Source organism: Klebsiella sp. 1SOBk5mer, from assembly GCF_046603115.1.
Classification (GTDB): Bacteria; Pseudomonadota; Gammaproteobacteria; order Enterobacterales; family Enterobacteriaceae; genus Klebsiella; species Klebsiella quasipneumoniae.
On the sequence record NZ_JBKIUU010000001.1, the window covers coordinates 681,415 to 696,619 of the forward strand.

The 15,205-nt window shown below is 60.3% G+C and carries 14 protein-coding genes; 11 read left to right on the plus strand and 3 right to left on the minus strand.

Annotated elements, in window-relative coordinates:
• Positions 1-50 precede the first annotated feature (50 nt).
• Complete coding sequence (locus tag ACLH1U_RS03375; protein ID WP_032429166.1) at positions 51-626, minus strand: TetR family transcriptional regulator; 576 nt, start codon at positions 624-626, stop codon at positions 51-53.
• A 119-nt stretch (positions 627-745) separates the two neighbouring features.
• Here ACLH1U_RS03375 and kmrA point away from each other — a divergent pair, with 119 nt between their 5' ends.
• Positions 746-2,245, plus strand: a complete 1,500-nt coding sequence (gene kmrA / locus ACLH1U_RS03380; protein ID WP_072420103.1) for an efflux MFS transporter KmrA — start codon at positions 746-748, stop codon at positions 2,243-2,245.
• On the opposite strand, the gene ACLH1U_RS03385 is transcribed toward kmrA, so the two are convergent.
• Positions 2,240-3,076, minus strand: a complete 837-nt coding sequence (locus tag ACLH1U_RS03385; protein ID WP_072420104.1) for an IclR family transcriptional regulator C-terminal domain-containing protein — start codon at positions 3,074-3,076, stop codon at positions 2,240-2,242. The genes kmrA and ACLH1U_RS03385 overlap by 6 nt on opposite strands.
• Before the next feature lie 171 nt (positions 3,077-3,247).
• On the opposite strand from ACLH1U_RS03385, the gene ACLH1U_RS03390 reads away from it, so the two are divergent.
• The 7 genes from ACLH1U_RS03390 to benD all read left to right on the plus strand — a co-directional run bounded on the left by ACLH1U_RS03390 (position 3,248) and on the right by benD (position 9,503).
• On the plus strand, positions 3,248-4,411 hold the full coding sequence (locus ACLH1U_RS03390; RefSeq protein ID WP_172969387.1) for a muconate cycloisomerase family protein: 1,164 nt from the start codon (positions 3,248-3,250) through the stop codon (positions 4,409-4,411).
• A 19-nt stretch (positions 4,412-4,430) separates the two neighbouring features.
• Positions 4,431-4,721: a muconolactone Delta-isomerase gene (catC, locus tag ACLH1U_RS03395; RefSeq protein WP_085551073.1), complete on the plus strand. Its 291-nt coding sequence runs from the start codon at positions 4,431-4,433 to the stop codon at positions 4,719-4,721.
• Positions 4,722-4,790: 69 nt separating this feature from the next.
• Positions 4,791-5,717 (plus strand): catechol 1,2-dioxygenase, encoded by a 927-nt coding sequence (catA, locus tag ACLH1U_RS03400; protein ID WP_048298680.1) that lies wholly within the window; start codon positions 4,791-4,793, stop codon positions 5,715-5,717.
• 109 nt (positions 5,718-5,826) lie between these two features.
• Positions 5,827-7,209, plus strand: coding sequence for a Rieske 2Fe-2S domain-containing protein (locus ACLH1U_RS03405; protein ID WP_236948199.1), 1,383 nt, complete (start codon positions 5,827-5,829; stop codon positions 7,207-7,209).
• Positions 7,209-7,694, plus strand: a complete 486-nt coding sequence (gene benB / locus ACLH1U_RS03410) for a benzoate 1,2-dioxygenase small subunit (protein ID WP_023289852.1) — start codon at positions 7,209-7,211, stop codon at positions 7,692-7,694. The genes ACLH1U_RS03405 and benB overlap by 1 nt, the downstream gene beginning before the upstream one ends.
• Before the next feature lie 9 nt (positions 7,695-7,703).
• Positions 7,704-8,720 (plus strand): benzoate 1,2-dioxygenase electron transfer component BenC, encoded by a 1,017-nt coding sequence (benC, locus tag ACLH1U_RS03415; protein WP_411299045.1) that lies wholly within the window; start codon positions 7,704-7,706, stop codon positions 8,718-8,720.
• Between the two features lie 9 nt (positions 8,721-8,729).
• Positions 8,730-9,503, plus strand: coding sequence for a benzoate diol dehydrogenase BenD (benD, locus tag ACLH1U_RS03420; protein ID WP_411299046.1), 774 nt, complete (start codon positions 8,730-8,732; stop codon positions 9,501-9,503).
• Here benD and yddG read toward each other — a convergent pair.
• A complete protein-coding gene (gene yddG, locus ACLH1U_RS03425) occupies positions 9,500-10,378 on the minus strand; it encodes an aromatic amino acid DMT transporter YddG (protein WP_411299047.1) in 879 nt (292 codons plus the stop codon). The genes benD and yddG overlap by 4 nt on opposite strands.
• Before the next feature lie 225 nt (positions 10,379-10,603).
• Between yddG and fdnG the strand changes: the two genes are divergently transcribed.
• From fdnG to fdnI, 3 genes are read left to right on the plus strand one after another with little or no spacing between them, the layout of a single operon-like run.
• Positions 10,604-13,651, plus strand: coding sequence for a formate dehydrogenase-N subunit alpha (gene fdnG / locus ACLH1U_RS03430; RefSeq protein WP_411299048.1), 3,048 nt, complete (start codon positions 10,604-10,606; stop codon positions 13,649-13,651).
• 11 nt (positions 13,652-13,662) lie between these two features.
• A complete protein-coding gene (gene fdxH, locus ACLH1U_RS03435) occupies positions 13,663-14,547 on the plus strand; it encodes a formate dehydrogenase subunit beta (RefSeq protein WP_032453008.1) in 885 nt (294 codons plus the stop codon).
• Positions 14,540-15,196 carry a formate dehydrogenase-N subunit gamma gene (fdnI, locus tag ACLH1U_RS03440; protein ID WP_023289846.1) on the plus strand — a complete coding sequence of 219 codons (657 nt, stop codon included), beginning with the start codon at positions 14,540-14,542 and terminating at the stop codon, positions 15,194-15,196. Before fdxH ends, fdnI begins: the two co-directional genes overlap by 8 nt.
• The last annotated feature ends 9 nt before the right edge of the window (positions 15,197-15,205 follow it).

Here is a 15,205-nt window from a genome sequence, read left to right on the forward strand (position 1 = left end):
AGCACGTGGAGAGCGTAGCGGGATTAATTGTTACTAAATGTAAAATTTAACTAAAATAACTCCAGCGTAATCATCTTATTGACGTAACGGCTAAACGCCGTCTCGTCCAGGGTTTGGGTGCCGAGGGCGTAAATCCCGTCGAGGCCGCACACCAGGGCGATAAAACGCCAGGCGATATCCACCGGCGGCTCGCTCGAGTGAAACTCTCCGCAGGCGAGGCCCTGTTCCACGATCGCCACGGTCTCGGCATGCCACATGGTCATGGTCAGCAGGTAGGCCGCTTTGATGTCCGGGTCGCTGTCGGCCAGCACCTGGCCCTCCCGCCACAGGCGGATATAGGGTTCCAGCCGGCCATCCTCGCTGCCGATCATCGAGAATAACCGCTCGCGCCAGCTGGCATCCTCCGCCACCAGCGGCATGTCGAGCATCTCGCGGATAAGACGGATGAACACCTGGGACTTCAGCTCGCCGATGGAGGCGAAGTGGTGGTGCAGTTGCCCGGCGGCCACCTGCGCTTCGCGGGCGATCTGCCGGACGGTCATGGCGCTGAAGCCGCCACGCAGCGCCAGGCGCATGGCGGCCTGCATAATCCCTTCCCGTCGCTCATCCCGCTGTAAATAGTGCATAGAACCCCGCTGATATCTGGCTTTAACCGAGTGTAACAAAAAGTTGGACATGTGTTCAACAATCCGGCAGGATCGCCATCCTGGACATGTGTCCAAGTTCTAACATTGAGGTACACGCTATGTCACGGCAATGGATGACGCTGATGGCGATTTTGCTGGTTTATATTCCGGTGGCGATTGACGCCACGGTGTTGCATGTGGCCGCGCCGACCCTCAGCGTCGCGCTGGGCAGCAGCGGTAATGAGCTGTTGTGGATCATTGATATCTATTCATTGGTGATGGCCGGGATGGTGCTGCCGATGGGCGCCCTTGGCGATAAAATCGGCTTTAAACGTCTGCTGCTGCTCGGCAGCGCTATTTTTGGCATCGCCTCGCTGTGCGCCGCGCTGTCGCCGACCGCCCTGACGCTGATTGCCTCCCGCGCCCTGCTGGCGGTGGGGGCGGCGATGATCGTTCCGGCGACGCTTGCCGGGATCCGCAGCACCTTCGCCGAGGCCAGCCAGCGCAATATGGCGCTGGGGCTGTGGGCGGCGGTGGGCTCCGGCGGCGCGGCCTTTGGCCCGCTGGTGGGCGGCATGCTGCTGGAGCATTTCTACTGGGGATCGGTGTTCCTGATCAACGTGCCGATTGTGCTGGTGGTTATCGCCATTAACGCGAAAGTGGTGCCGCGCCAGCCCGCGCGCCGCGACCAGCCGCTGAACCTGCTGCAGGCGCTCATTTTGATTGCGGCGATCCTGATGCTGGTGTTTAGCGCCAAATCGGCCCTGAAGGGCCAGCTGGCGCTGTGGCTTACCGCGCTGGTGGCGATCGGCGGGGCGGCGATGCTGACCTGGTTTATCCGCAAACAGCTGTCGGCGGCCCGGCCGATGGTGGATATGCGCCTGTTCACCCATCGCATTATTTTAAGCGGGGTGATGATGGCGATGACGGCCCTGATTACCCTGGTGGGTTTTGAGCTGCTGATGGCGCAGGAGCTGCAGTTTGTGCATCAGAAAACGCCGTTCGAGGCGGGGATGTTTATGCTGCCGGTGATGGTGGCCAGCGGCTTTAGCGGGCCGATTGCCGGGATGCTGGTGTCGAAGCTCGGACTGCGCGAGGTGGCTACCGGCGGGATGTTGCTGAGCGCCTTCAGCTTTCTGGGCCTGGCGCTGACCGATTTCAGCACTCAACACTGGCTGGCCTGGGGGCTGATGACGCTGCTGGGCTTTAGCGTCGCCAGCGCGCTGCTGGCCTCCAGCTCCGCCATTATGGCGGCGGCGCCGAAGGAGAAAGCGGCGGCGGCCGGGGCGATCGAAACCATGGCCTATGAGCTGGGCGCCGGACTCGGCATTGCGCTGTTCGGCCTGATCCTCACCCGCAGCTACAGCGCCACCATTGTGCTACCGTCCGGGCTGAATGAGACGATGGCGCAGCAGGCGTCGTCATCGATCGGCGAGGCGGTCAGCCTGACCCAGGCGCTGCCCGCCGGGGTGGCGGAGGCGCTAATGGCGGCGGCGAAGGCGGCCTTTACCCAGGCGCACAGCCTGGTGCTGGCGACAGCGGGGGTCATGCTTCTGCTGCTGGCCGCCGGGATCTGGCGCAGCCTCGCCACGGCGACGAAGCCGCCGTCGGCGCTATAGCTGTAGCGACAGGTCCATCGCCGCGCGGCGTAGCGGGGCGAGGGCCTTCTCTTTTAACGCCGAGGCGCTGACCGTCGCGGCCGGCACCCCGACATTCAGCGCGGCCACCACCTGGCCATGACGCGACAGCACCGGCACCGCCAGCGAGCACAGGCCCACCTCTATCTGGCGGTCGGCGAGGGCATAGCCCTGCATGCGCACCCGATCAATCTCCGCGCGTAGCCCGGCCATATCGCACAGGGTGTGTGGGGTGTAGCGAATGAGCACGGCGCGTGACAGTGTCACCTCCAGCTGCTCCTCCGGCAGCGCGCTGAGCAATACCCGACCCATCGACGTCGCCCACGCCGGCAGACGGCTGCCGCGTCCGAGATCGACGCTCAGTAAATTATTCACCGCGGCGCGGGCGATATAGAGCACGTTATCCCCATCGAGCGTCGCCGCCGAACAGGATTCGCCGAGGGCTTTGCCGAGGCTATCCAGCGCCGTCTGCGCCACTTTCGCCAGCGGAGTGCCGGCGAGATAGGCATGGCCCACCGCCAGCACCCGGGGCAAGAGCTCATAATGGCGGCCATCCGGGCTATGGACCATGCCCAGCGCGGCGAGGGTATACAGGCAGCGGCGTACCGCCGCGCGGGAAATTTGCGTTTTCTGGCTTAACTGGGAAATGGTCAGCCGCTGACGCTGCGGGGTAAAGGCGTTAAGCACCTCCAGCCCGCGAGCCAGAGACAGCATAAAGTTGGGATCGTGCTCGGCCTGCCTGGCGCTTAGGGTGGTGGGGGTATGGTCACGCATGGATTCCCTCTCCGTTGCATTGCAAAGCTCACGGGGCATCACTATACCGTGCGCAAACCGCACCGTCCTGAATTGTGCCGGTTTTACCACCGCGATCACATTATTAACCGCCTTTTAACAAACGTGCCGATAATCGCACAACATTTCGATTATCGCCGTTGACCACCCGCCAGACCGAACCCTATTGTCAATGGCACAGCCCTCCCCGTTATGGATGTGGGTACAAAAAGTTATACATCTCATCAGGAAGCGAAAATGACTGCCACCGTAGAAGGTATTGAGAGCTGGATTGTGGATGTCCCAACCATCCGGCCACATAAATTGTCGATGACCACCATGGGATGTCAGACGCTGGTGATTGTGCGCCTTACTCGCTCCGACGGCATCTGCGGCATTGGCGAGGCCACCACCATCGGCGGCTTGAGCTATGGCGTCGAGAGCCCGGAGGCTATCTCGTCGGCGATAACGCATTACCTGACGCCGCTGCTGCTGGGGCAACCGGCCGATAACCTGAATGCGCTGACCGCCCGCATGAACAGCGCCATTAAAGGCAACACCTTTGCGAAGTCCGCCATTGAAACCGCGCTGTTGGATGCGCAGGGCAAAGCGCTGGGCCTGCCGGTGTCGGCGCTGCTCGGCGGCGCGCTGCAAACGTCCTTGCCGGTGCTGTGGACGTTAGCCAGCGGCGATACCGCAAAAGATATTGCCGAAGGGGAAAAATTGTTAGCAGAGGGCCGCCATCGGGCATTCAAGCTGAAAATTGGCGCCCGCGAATTAGCTACCGACCTGCGCCATACCCGCGCCATTGTGGAAGCGTTAGGGGATCGCGCCAGCATCCGCGTCGACGTCAACCAGGCCTGGGACGCCGCGACCGGCGCGAAAGGCTGCCGCGAGCTGGCGGCGATGGGCGTCGACCTCATCGAACAGCCGGTCAGCGCCCACGACAACGCGGCGCTGGTGCGGTTGAGCCAGCATATTGAAACCGCGATCCTCGCCGACGAAGCGGTAGCCACCGCTTACGATGGCTATCAACTGGCGCAGCAGGGCTTTACCGGCGCTTACGCGCTGAAAATAGCCAAGGCCGGCGGACCGAATAGCGTACTGGCGCTGGCTCGCGTCGCCCAGGCGGCGGGGATTGGCCTGTATGGCGGCACCATGCTGGAGGGGACCGTGGGGACTGTCGCCTCGCTGCATGCCTGGTCGACGCTGCCGCTGCAGTGGGGCACCGAGATGTTCGGCCCGCTGTTGCTGAAAGACGATATCGTCCGCGTACCGCTCTCCTTTGCCGACGGCGAGGTGGCGCTCCCGCAAACCCCGGGTCTTGGCGTCGAGCTGGATGAAGACAAACTGCGTTTTTACACCCGCCAGGCGTAGCGGGTAACAGGAGAAACACATGCTATTTAAAGTGGAGATGACCGTGAATATTCCGCTTGGTTTTCCCGTCGCCGAAGCGGAGGAAATAAAGCAACGCGAAAAAACCTATTCACAACAATTACAGCGGGAAGGCAAATGGCGACATATCTGGCGCGTCGCCGGTCTTTACGCCAATGTCAGTATTTTCGATGTCAACGATGCCGAAGAGTTACATCAAATATTAATGGGATTGCCGCTGTATCCTTTTATGGATATTCACGTCGAGGCGCTGTGCCGTCATCCCTCGTCTGTTCGTGACGACGATAGCTAATAATAATAACACCTGACCTCATGCCGGGGTGACCCGGAAAATACCCTACAACGATAAGAGAGAATAATGATGAGTAATGCTTTCGTACAACAAGAAGCCGTGCAGAAATTATTACGTGAAGGCGCGGGTTTACATGTCCCTGGCGGTAACGAACGTTTTAAAGCCATTATTCACCGTCTGCTGGAGAATATCTGTACGCTGATCGACGACTATAACGTTACCGAAGAAGAGTTCTGGCATGCGGTGAACTATCTGCATGCGCTGGGCGGCCGTCAGGAGGCGGCGCTGCTGGCGGCGGGACTGGGTCTGGAGCATTTCCTCGACCTGCGTCAGGACGCCATTGACGCGGCGGCGCGCCGGGAAACCGGCACCCCACGCACCATCGAAGGGCCGCTGTATGTGGCTAATGCGCCGCTGGCCGACGGCCACGCCCGGATGGATGATGGCGCCGACGCCGGGGAAGTGATGTGGCTGCATGGCCAGGTCAACGATACCGAGGGCCGGCCGGTGGCCAACGCCATTGTCGATATCTGGCACGCCAATACCCTCGGCAATTACTCCTTCTTCGACCCGAGCCAGAGCGAATACAACCTGCGCCGGCGGATCCGCACCGGCGCCGATGGCCGCTACAGCGTGCGCAGCATCCTGCCATCCGGCTACGGCTGTCCGCCGGATGGCCCGACGCAGAAGCTGCTGGATCGGTTAGGCCGCCATGGCAACCGTCCGGCGCACATTCACTTCTTCGTCTCCGCGCCGGGGCATAAACATCTCACCAGCCAGATCAACCTCAGCGGCGATAAATACCTGTGGGATGATTTTGCCTTTGCCACCCGCGACGGCCTGATTGCCGACCCGATCAAAGTGACGGACCGCGAGACTATCGCGCAGCGCGACCTTGAGGGAGAGCACACTGAGGTCTGTTTTGATTTCACCCTGTGTAAAGCGCTCAGCGCCGACGAAGAGCAGCGCGGCGCCCGCCTGCGCGCCAAAGCGTAATCTGCTGTAACGGCCCCGGGCATGCGGTTGCCCGGGCCAGACATTGCACCTGAAAGCAAACAATTCACCCGGTTTCTTTCATCCTGAATACTGCAGGAGGGACTGACTCATGCAAAAAACGCTATCAGCGCTTAAAAACAAAATTAACAACGCCTTAATTGTCGATCGTGAAAACCATATTTACCGCTGCCACCGTTCGATATTTACCGACCCGCAGCTGTTTGAATTTGAAATGAAGCATATCTTTGAAGGTAATTGGGCGTTTCTTGCCCATGAAAGCCAAATAGCCGAGCCGGGGGATTATTATACCCTGACGCTGGGGCGTCAGCCGGTCATTATTACCCGCGATAAAAAGAACGAGCTGCATGCGTTAATTAACAGCTGCGCCCATCGCGGCGCCATGTTATGTCGACGGAAAACCGGGAATAAAAACTCATTTACCTGTCCGTTTCACGGCTGGACCTTCAGCAATAATGGCAAACTATTAAAAGCCAAAGATGAAAGCACCGGCGGCTATCCTGACACTTTCAAACAGGAAGGATCGCACGACCTGCAAAAGCTGCCGCGTTTTCAGTCCTATCGCGGTTTCTTATTCGGTAGCCTCAATGCCGACGTGCAGCCGCTGGAAGCCTATCTCGGGGAAACCTGCAAAATCATCGATCTGATCGTCGACCAGGCGCCGGAGGGGCTGGAGGTGCTCAAGGGATCGTCGAGCTATGTGTACGAGGGCAACTGGAAGCTGGGCGCAGAGAACGGCGCTGATGGCTACCACGTGAGCGTGGTGCACTGGAACTATGCCTCCACCATGTCGCGGCGCAATTATGAAGCGGAAGGCACCCATGCGGTGGACGCCAACGGCTGGTCAAAAAGCCTCGGCGGCGGCTACGGATTTGATAACGGCCATATGCTGCTGTGGACCCGGGCGCTGAATCCGGAGGTGCGCCCGGTGTATGCCCACCGCGAGCGCCTGCAGGCGGAATTCGGCGAACTCCGCGCCGACCAGATGGTCAACGAAACCCGCAACCTGTGCCTGTACCCCAACGTCTATCTGATGGATCAATTCTCCACCCAGATCCGCGTCATTCGTCCGCTGGCGGTGGACAAAACCGAAGTCACTATCTGGTGCTTTGCGCCGAAGGGGGAATCCGACCAGGCGCGGGCCCTGCGCATCCGCCAGTACGAGGATTTCTTTAACGTCAGCGGGATGGGGACCCCGGACGACCTCGAAGAGTTCAGCGCCTGTCAGCGCGGCTATCTCGGCGAAAACCTGGCGTGGAGCGATCTCAGCCGCGGCGCGCTGCGCTGGGTCGACGGTCCGGATGCGCATGCGCAGCACGCCGGATTTCATCCGCGCTTAAGCGGCGTGAAATCAGAGGACGAGGCGCTGTATATCGCCCATCACCATCACTGGCAGACGCTGATGCTGGCGGCGATTGAACAAGAGCAGCAACGCTATGACCAGTCGATCACCCAGCGCGTGGAGGTGGCCTGATGCTGAACCTCGAACAGGTACGCCAGTTTCTCTATTACGAAGCCCGTCTGCTGGATGATCGTCAGTGGGATGAATGGCTCAGCTGCTACAGCCCGCAGGTCGTCTACTGGATGCCCGCGTGGGGCGACGATGACCAGCTGACGCGCGATCCGCAAAAAGAGATTTCGCTGATCTACTATCCCAACCGCGAAGGGCTGGAGGATCGCGTCTACCGCATTAAAACCGAGCGGTCCGGGGCCAGCACGCCGGAGCCGCGGACCACCCATATCATCAGCAACGTCGAGCTGCTGGGGGAGAACGATGAAGGGCTGGAGGTGCGTTACAGCTGGGTGACCTGGAGCCACCGCTATCAGCACACCGACGCCTTTTTCGGCGCCACCTGCTGCACGCTGACCGAGCAGGACGGCAGACCGCAGATCGTGCGCAAAACCGTGCGCCTGAATAACGATTATATCCGTCAGGTGATCGACGTTTACCACATTTAAGAGGCGCTTATGACCTTCACTATTGCTCTTAATTTTGAGGACGGTATTACCCGCTTTATTCAATGCCATGCCGGAGAGAAAGTCCTGGATGCCGCCTATCGGCAGAAGGTGAATTTGCCGATGGACTGCTCGGACGGCGTGTGCGGCACCTGCAAATGCCACTGCGCCAGCGGGGAATACGCTCTCGGCGACGAGTATCTCGACGAAGCGCTAAGCGACGCGGCAGCGCAGGCCCGCCAGGTGCTGACCTGTCAGATGGTGCCCACCAGCGACTGCGTAATCGATGTGCCAGTGGCTGCCGCCCAGTGTAAAACCGCCCTGACGAACACCGGGGCGCAGGTGCGGCAGGTGAATTGTCTGTCCGATACCGCCGTCGAGCTGGTGGTCGCCCTCGATGAACCGCTGGACTTCCTGGCGGGGCAGTACGTCAACATCCAGGTGCCAGGCACGCCGCACGTTCGCGCCTATTCCTTCAGCTCCCGCCCAGGCTCGGCAGAAGGACGTTTCCTGATCCGTAACGTGCCCGGCGGCATGATGAGCCAGTGGTTAACCCGGCAGGCGCGGCCCGGCGATCGCCTGATCCTCAGCGGCCCGATGGGCAGCTTCTATCTGCGTCATGGCGAACGTCCGCTGCTGATGCTGGCCGGCGGCACCGGGCTGGCGCCGCTGCTCTCCATGCTCGAGACCCTGCAGGCGCAGAACAGCTCGCGCCCGGTGACCCTGCTGTATGGCGTCACGCGCGACGGCGACCTGGTGAAGACCGAGGCGCTGGAGGCATTCCGTCAGCAGTTAACCCACTTTCGCTGGCTGCCGGTGGTGGCGGAGGAAAACAGCGCCTGCCCACAGCGCGGCTTTGTCACCGATCATCTTGACGACGCTATGCTGAATAATGGCGAGGTCGATATCTACCTTTGCGGCCCGCCGCCGATGGTCAACGCGGTCGCCACGGCGCTGCGCGAGCGAGGGATCGCCCCGGCGGGCTTCTGGTACGAGAAATTTATCGCCAGCCAGAGCGCGGCGGCATAAGGAGGAAGTATGCGTTTTCGCGATAAAGTGGTCGCCATCACCGGCGCGGCCCAGGGCATTGGCCGCCAGACCGCGGAGCAGGCGGCTGCGGAAGGCGCGGCTCTGCTGCTCATCGATCGCGCGCCCTGGGTGCGCGAGCTGGCGGCGACCCTGGCGCAGTCCGGCAGTCAGGTGCTGGCGCTGGAGGCGGACCTGGAACAGTGGTCGAGCGCCGAGCAGGCATTTTCCGACGGGGTCGCGCATTTTGGCCGCATCGATGTGCTTATCAATAACGTCGGGGGGACCATCTGGGCGCGGCCGTTTGCCGAATACCAGCCGGACCAGATCGAGAAAGAGATCCGCCGCTCGCTGTTTCCCACCCTGTGGGGCTGTCGCGCGGCGCTGCCCTGGATGCTCAAGCAGGGCAAAGGCAGCATCGTCAACGTCTCATCGGTGGCGACGGCGGGGGTCAACCGGGTGCCTTACTCGGCGGCGAAAGGCGGCGTCAATGCGCTGACCCGGTCGATCGCCATGGAGTACAGCGGCAGCGGCATCCGCATCAATGCCGTCGCGCCGGGCGGGACGGAGGCGCCGCCGCGCCTGACGCCGCGTAACGACGAGCAGCCCGATGAGCAGGAGAAGGCGTGGTATCAGCAGGTGGTCGATCAGACGGTGGCCAGCAGCCTGATGCACCGCTACGGCACGCTGGCGGAACAGGCGAATGCGATCCTGTTCCTCGCCAGCGATGAGGCCAGCTATATCACCGGCGTGACCCTCCCGGTGGCGGGCGGCGATCTCGGCTAACGGCGGGTCGCGTACCAGCAGAGCAGGGAGCCGAGACACACCATCCCGGCCCCCTGCCAGAAGGGCCACGATAGCGTGGCGCTAAGCAGGATCGCCGCCAGCGCGGAGGAGAGCACCGGCGTGAAGTAGGAGGCCGCCGCCAGCAGGCTGACGTTGCCGTGGAGGATCCCCACGTTCCACGCGGTGTAGGCCAGACCGAGCGCCACCGCTACCGTCAGCAGCTTGATGCTGACCGGCCAGCTGAAGACCATCGGCGGCTGCGGCGTGGCGAGAAACTTCAGCCACAGCGTCAGCGCGGTTAACAGGACGAACAGGGTAATGGCATTTTTGCCGCGGGCATATTTGGCCGTCACCGTGCAGTAGGCCGCCCAGATAAAGGCGCCGATAAAGGCCAACAGATAGCTGAGCGGACTGGAGATGACGTTGCTGATAATCTCGTCCAGCTGCAGGCCGTGCTCACCCCCCAACACCCAGCCGACGCCAAGCAGGGCGAGAAGCAAACCGGGGATCACCAGCCAGCTGCTTTTCTGACCATTAAACAGGATGGCGAACAGGATGGTCAGGCTGGGCCACAGGTAATTGACCATCCCCACTTCAATGGCCTGCTGACGACTGGCGGCATAGCCCAGGGATAGCGCGAGGCAGATTTCATAGCTGACGAACAGCGCGCTGCCGGCCAGCAGATAGCGGCGCGGGATCTGGCGCAGGTTAGGGAAACCGACGGTAAAAATCAGCAGCAGGCCGCTGAGGCTGTAAATCATCGCCGCGCCGCCGACCGGTCCCAGTCCTTCGCTGACGCCGCGAATCAATCCGACCATGGTGCTCCATAAAATAATGGCGGCGAAGCCGATGGTCGTGGCTCTCTTTTTCTCCATGCTTATCCTGAGGGTTACGCAAATGCAGCCGGCATATATATCATCTTTTTACCGCCGCGGGGCGAAATTTTCCGCCATGGGTAACCCCTAGGGATTAGTGAAAACGGCCGCGGCTGGCGATTAAGGGGGCGTTGGTTTTGCTCCTTGATTTGACGCAAATTTTCCCGGGATTTTGCTGTTAGTTTCCTCCGCGCGATGAATCAACATCCTGCATGGAGGAATGCAATGGACGTCAGCCGCAGAAAGTTCTTTAAGATCTGCGCAGGCGGTATGGCCGGAACCACAGCTGCCGCCCTGGGCTTTGCCCCCAAAATGGCGCTGGCTCAGGCACGCAACTACAAATTGCTGCGTGCGAAAGAGATCCGCAACACCTGCACTTACTGCTCCGTTGGCTGCGGGCTATTAATGTATAGCCTCGGCGACGGCGCGAAAAACGCCAAAGAAGCGATTTACCATATTGAAGGGGATCCGGACCATCCGGTGAGCCGCGGCGCGTTATGCCCGAAAGGCGCCGGCCTGCTGGACTATGTCCACAGTGACAACCGCCTGCGCTACCCGGAATACCGCGCGCCGGGATCTGATAAATGGCAGCGACTCTCCTGGGATGAAGCCTTCAGCCGCATCGCCCGGCTGATGAAAGCCGACCGCGACGCCAACTTTATGGAAAAGAACGAACAGGGCGTGACGGTTAACCGCTGGCTTTCCACCGGCATGCTGTGCGCTTCGGCAGCAAGTAATGAAACCGGCATGCTGACGCAAAAATTTGTGCGTTCGCTCGGCATGCTGGCGGTAGACAACCAGGCACGCGTCTGACACGGACCAACGGTAGCAAGTCTTGCTCCAACATTTGGTCGCGGTGCGATGACCAACCACTGGGTGGATATCAAAAACGCGAACGTCGTGGTGGTGATGGGCGGCAACGCCGCGGAAGCCCACCCGGTGGGATTCCGCTGGGCGATGGAAGCGAAAAACAACAACGACGCCACGCTTATCGTTGTCGACCCGCGCTTTACGCGTACGGCGTCGGTGGCGGATATCTATGCGCCGATTCGCTCCGGTACCGACATTACCTTCCTGTCGGGAGTCCTGCTGTACCTGATCGAACATAACAAAATCAATGCCGAGTACGTGAAGCACTACACCAACGCCAGCCTGCTGGTGCGGGATGATTTTGCCTTCGAAGAGGGGCTGTTCAGCGGCTATGATGCGGACAAACGCCAGTATGATAAATCGTCCTGGAACTACCAGTTCGATGAAAACGGCTACGCCAAACGCGATGAGACGCTCAGCCATCCGCGCTGCGTGTGGAACCTGCTGAAGCAGCACGTTTCCCGTTACACGCCGGAGGTGGTCGAAAACATCTGCGGTACGCCGAAAGCGGACTTCCTCAAGGTGTGCGACGTGCTGGCCTCAACCAGCGCCGCCGATCGCACCACCACTTTCCTGTATGCCCTGGGCTGGACGCAGCACACCGTCGGCGCGCAAAACATTCGCACCATGGCGATGATCCAGCTGCTGCTCGGCAATATGGGCATGGCCGGCGGCGGCGTGAATGCCCTGCGCGGTCACTCTAATATTCAGGGACTGACCGACCTTGGCCTGCTGTCCACCAGCCTGCCGGGCTACCTGACGCTGCCTTCTGATAAGCAGCCGGATCTGCAGACGTATCTGACGGCCAACACGCCAAAAGCGACCCTGCCGGACCAGGTGAACTACTGGAGCAACTACCCGAAATTCTTTGTCAGCCTGATGAAGTCCTTCTACGGCGAGGCGGCGCAAAAAGAGAACGACTGGGGCTTTGAGTGGTTACCGAAGTGGGACCAGGCTTACGACGTGATCAAGTACTTCAACATGATGGATAACGGCAACGTCACCGGCTATATCTGCCAGGGCTTTAACCCGGTGGCGTCGTTCCCGGATAAAAACAAGGTGGTTCGCAGCCTGAGCAAGCTGAAGTATATGGTGGTTATCGACCCGCTGGTCACCGAAACCTCGACCTTCTGGCAAAACCACGGTGAGTCGAACGATGTCGACCCGGCAGCCATTCAGACCGAAGTCTTCCGCCTGCCGTCCACCTGCTTTGCCGAAGAGGACGGTTCGATCGCTAACTCTGGCCGCTGGCTGCAGTGGCACTGGAAAGGTCAGGATGCCCCAGGTGAAGCACGTAACGACGGCGAGATCCTGGCCGGGATTTACCATCGTCTGCGCGAACTGTACCGCACCGAAGGCGGTAAAGGCGCTGAGCCGCTGCTGAAGATGGGCTGGAACTACAAACAACCGGACCATCCGGAATCGGAAGAAGTTGCCAAAGAAAACAACGGCTACGCGCTGGCGGATCTCTACGACGCTAACGGCGCGCCGCTGGCGAAAAAGGGCCAGCTGTTGAACAGCTTCGCGCTGCTGCGCGATGACGGCACCACCGCGTCGTCTTGCTGGATCTACAGCGGCAGCTGGACGGAGCAGGGCAACCAGATGGCGAACCGCGATAACGCCGACCCGTCGGGTCTGGGCAATACGCTGGGATGGGCCTGGGCGTGGCCGCTCAATCGCCGGGTGCTCTATAACCGCGCGTCAGCCGACATCAACGGCAAGCCGTGGGATGCGAAGCGGATGCTGATCCAGTGGAACGGCAGCAAGTGGGTCGGGAATGATATTCCGGACTTCAATACCGCGCCGCCGGGGAGCAACACCGGGCCGTTTATCATGCAGCAGGAGGGGCTGGGTCGCCTGTTCGCACTGGATAAGCTGGCGGAAGGACCGTTCCCGGAACACTACGAGCCGATGGAAACCCCGCTTGGCACTAACCCGCTGCACCCGAAGGTGGTCTCCAGCCCGGTGGTGCGTGTGTATGAAGAGGACGCCATTCGCTTAGGTAAGAAGGATAAGTTCCCGTACGTCGGGACCACCTATCGTCTGACCGAACACTTCCATACCTGGACCAAGCATGCGCTGCTCAATTCCATCGCGCAGCCGGAACAGTTTGTCGAAATCAGCGAAGGGCTGGCAAAAGCGAAAGGCATCGCCAACGGCGACCGGGTAAAAGTCAGCAGCCAGCGCGGCTTTATTCGCGCGGTGGCGGTGGTGACGCGCCGTCTGCAAACTCTCAACGTCAACGGCCAGCAGGTGGAGACCGTCGGGATCCCGCTGCACTGGGGTTTTGAAGGCGTGGCTCGCAAAGGCTATATCGCCAACACCCTGACGCCGAACGTCGGCGATTCCAACTCGCAAACGCCGGAGTACAAGGCGTTTCTGGTCAACATCGAGAAAGCGTAAGGAGCGATTCAATGGCGATGGAAACACAAGACATTATTAAACGCTCCGCGACCAACCCGATCACGCCCGCGCCGCGCGCGCGGGACCATAAGGCGGAAGTCGCCAAGCTTATCGATGTCTCCTCCTGCGTGGGCTGTAAAGCCTGCCAGGTGGCCTGCTCCGAGTGGAACGACATCCGCGATGAGGTGGGGCACTGCGTCGGGGTGTACGACAACCCGGCGGATCTCAGCGCGAAATCCTGGACGGTGATGCGCTTTAGCGAGACCGAACAGAACGGCAAACTGGAGTGGCTTATCCGTAAGGATGGCTGTATGCACTGCGAAGAGCCGGGCTGCCTGAAGGCCTGCCCGTCCGCCGGGGCGATTATTCAGTACGCCAACGGCATCGTCGATTTCCAGCAGGAAAACTGCATCGGCTGCGGCTACTGTATTGCCGGGTGTCCGTTTAACGTCCCGCGTCTCAATAAAGAGGATAACCGGGTCTATAAATGCACCCTGTGCGTGGACCGGGTCAGCGTCGGTCAGGAACCGGCGTGCGTGAAAACCTGTCCGACCGGCGCGATCCACTTCGGTACGAAGAAAGAGATGCTGGAGGTGGCCGAGGAGCGGGTGGCTAAGCTGAAAAAACGCGGCTATGCCAGGGCCGGGATTTACAACCCGCAGGGCGTCGGCGGCACCCATGTGATGTACGTCCTGCATCATGCCGACCAGCCCGAGCTTTATCACAAGCTGCCTGCTGCGCCGAAGATTGATACCTCGGTGGAGCTGTGGAAAGGGATCCTGAAGCCGCTGTCGGCGGCGGGCTTTATCGCTACCTTTGCCGGGCTTATCTATCACTACATCGGTATCGGGCCAAATAAGGAAGTTGACGACGACGAGGAGGAGCATGATGAGTAAATCGAAGATGATAGTGCGCACGACCTTTATCGATCGCGCCTGTCACTGGACGGTGGTGATCGCTTTCTTCCTCGTGGCGCTATCGGGTATTTCGTTTTTCTTCCCGACCCTGCAGTGGCTGACGGAAACCTTCGGTACCCCGCAGATGGGGCGTATTCTGCACCCCTTCTTCGGAGTGCTGATTTTTATCGCCCTGATGTTTATGTTCGTGCGTTTTGTCCATCACAACATCCCAGATAAACAGGATATCCCCTGGCTGAAAGGCATTGTGGAGGTGCTGAAAGGCAACGAGCATAAAGTGGCGCGGGTCGGTAAATATAACGCCGGGCAAAAGATGATGTTCTGGACCATCATGAGCATGATTTTTGTGCTGCTGGTGACCGGCGTGATTATCTGGCGTCCCTGGTTTGCCCACTATTTCCCGATTCAGGTGATTCGCTACAGCCTGTTAATTCACGCGACGTCGGCCATTATTCTGATCCACGCGATCCTTATCCATATGTATATGGCGTTCTGGGTGAAGGGGTCGATTAAGGGGATGATTGAAGGCAAGGTCAGCCGCCGTTGGGCGAAGAAACATCACCCGCGCTGGTATCGCGATGTGGAACGTCTGGAGGCGATCAAAGAGAGTCGCGAAGGGATGAAGTAAGCCGTCTGG

Coding starts and splice junctions, on each gene's coding strand:
- benC (WP_411299045.1), top strand. CDS start 7,704: ATGACCTTCACTATTGCTCTTAATTTTGAGGACGGTATTACCCGCTTT.
- catC (WP_085551073.1), top strand. CDS start 4,431: ATGCTATTTAAAGTGGAGATGACCGTGAATATTCCGCTTGGTTTTCCC.
- ACLH1U_RS03385 (WP_072420104.1), bottom strand. CDS start 3,076: ATGCCCCGTGAGCTTTGCAATGCAACGGAGAGGGAATCCATGCGTGAC.
- benB (WP_023289852.1), top strand. CDS start 7,209: ATGCTGAACCTCGAACAGGTACGCCAGTTTCTCTATTACGAAGCCCGT.
- ACLH1U_RS03375 (WP_032429166.1), bottom strand. CDS start 626: ATGCACTATTTACAGCGGGATGAGCGACGGGAAGGGATTATGCAGGCC.
- kmrA (WP_072420103.1), top strand. CDS start 746: ATGTCACGGCAATGGATGACGCTGATGGCGATTTTGCTGGTTTATATT.
- fdnI (WP_023289846.1), top strand. CDS start 14,540: ATGAGTAAATCGAAGATGATAGTGCGCACGACCTTTATCGATCGCGCC.
- ACLH1U_RS03390 (WP_172969387.1), top strand. CDS start 3,248: ATGGATGTGGGTACAAAAAGTTATACATCTCATCAGGAAGCGAAAATG.
- fdxH (WP_032453008.1), top strand. CDS start 13,663: ATGGCGATGGAAACACAAGACATTATTAAACGCTCCGCGACCAACCCG.
- ACLH1U_RS03405 (WP_236948199.1), top strand. CDS start 5,827: ATGCAAAAAACGCTATCAGCGCTTAAAAACAAAATTAACAACGCCTTA.
- yddG (WP_411299047.1), bottom strand. CDS start 10,378: ATGGAGAAAAAGAGAGCCACGACCATCGGCTTCGCCGCCATTATTTTA.
- catA (WP_048298680.1), top strand. CDS start 4,791: ATGAGTAATGCTTTCGTACAACAAGAAGCCGTGCAGAAATTATTACGT.
- benD (WP_411299046.1), top strand. CDS start 8,730: ATGCGTTTTCGCGATAAAGTGGTCGCCATCACCGGCGCGGCCCAGGGC.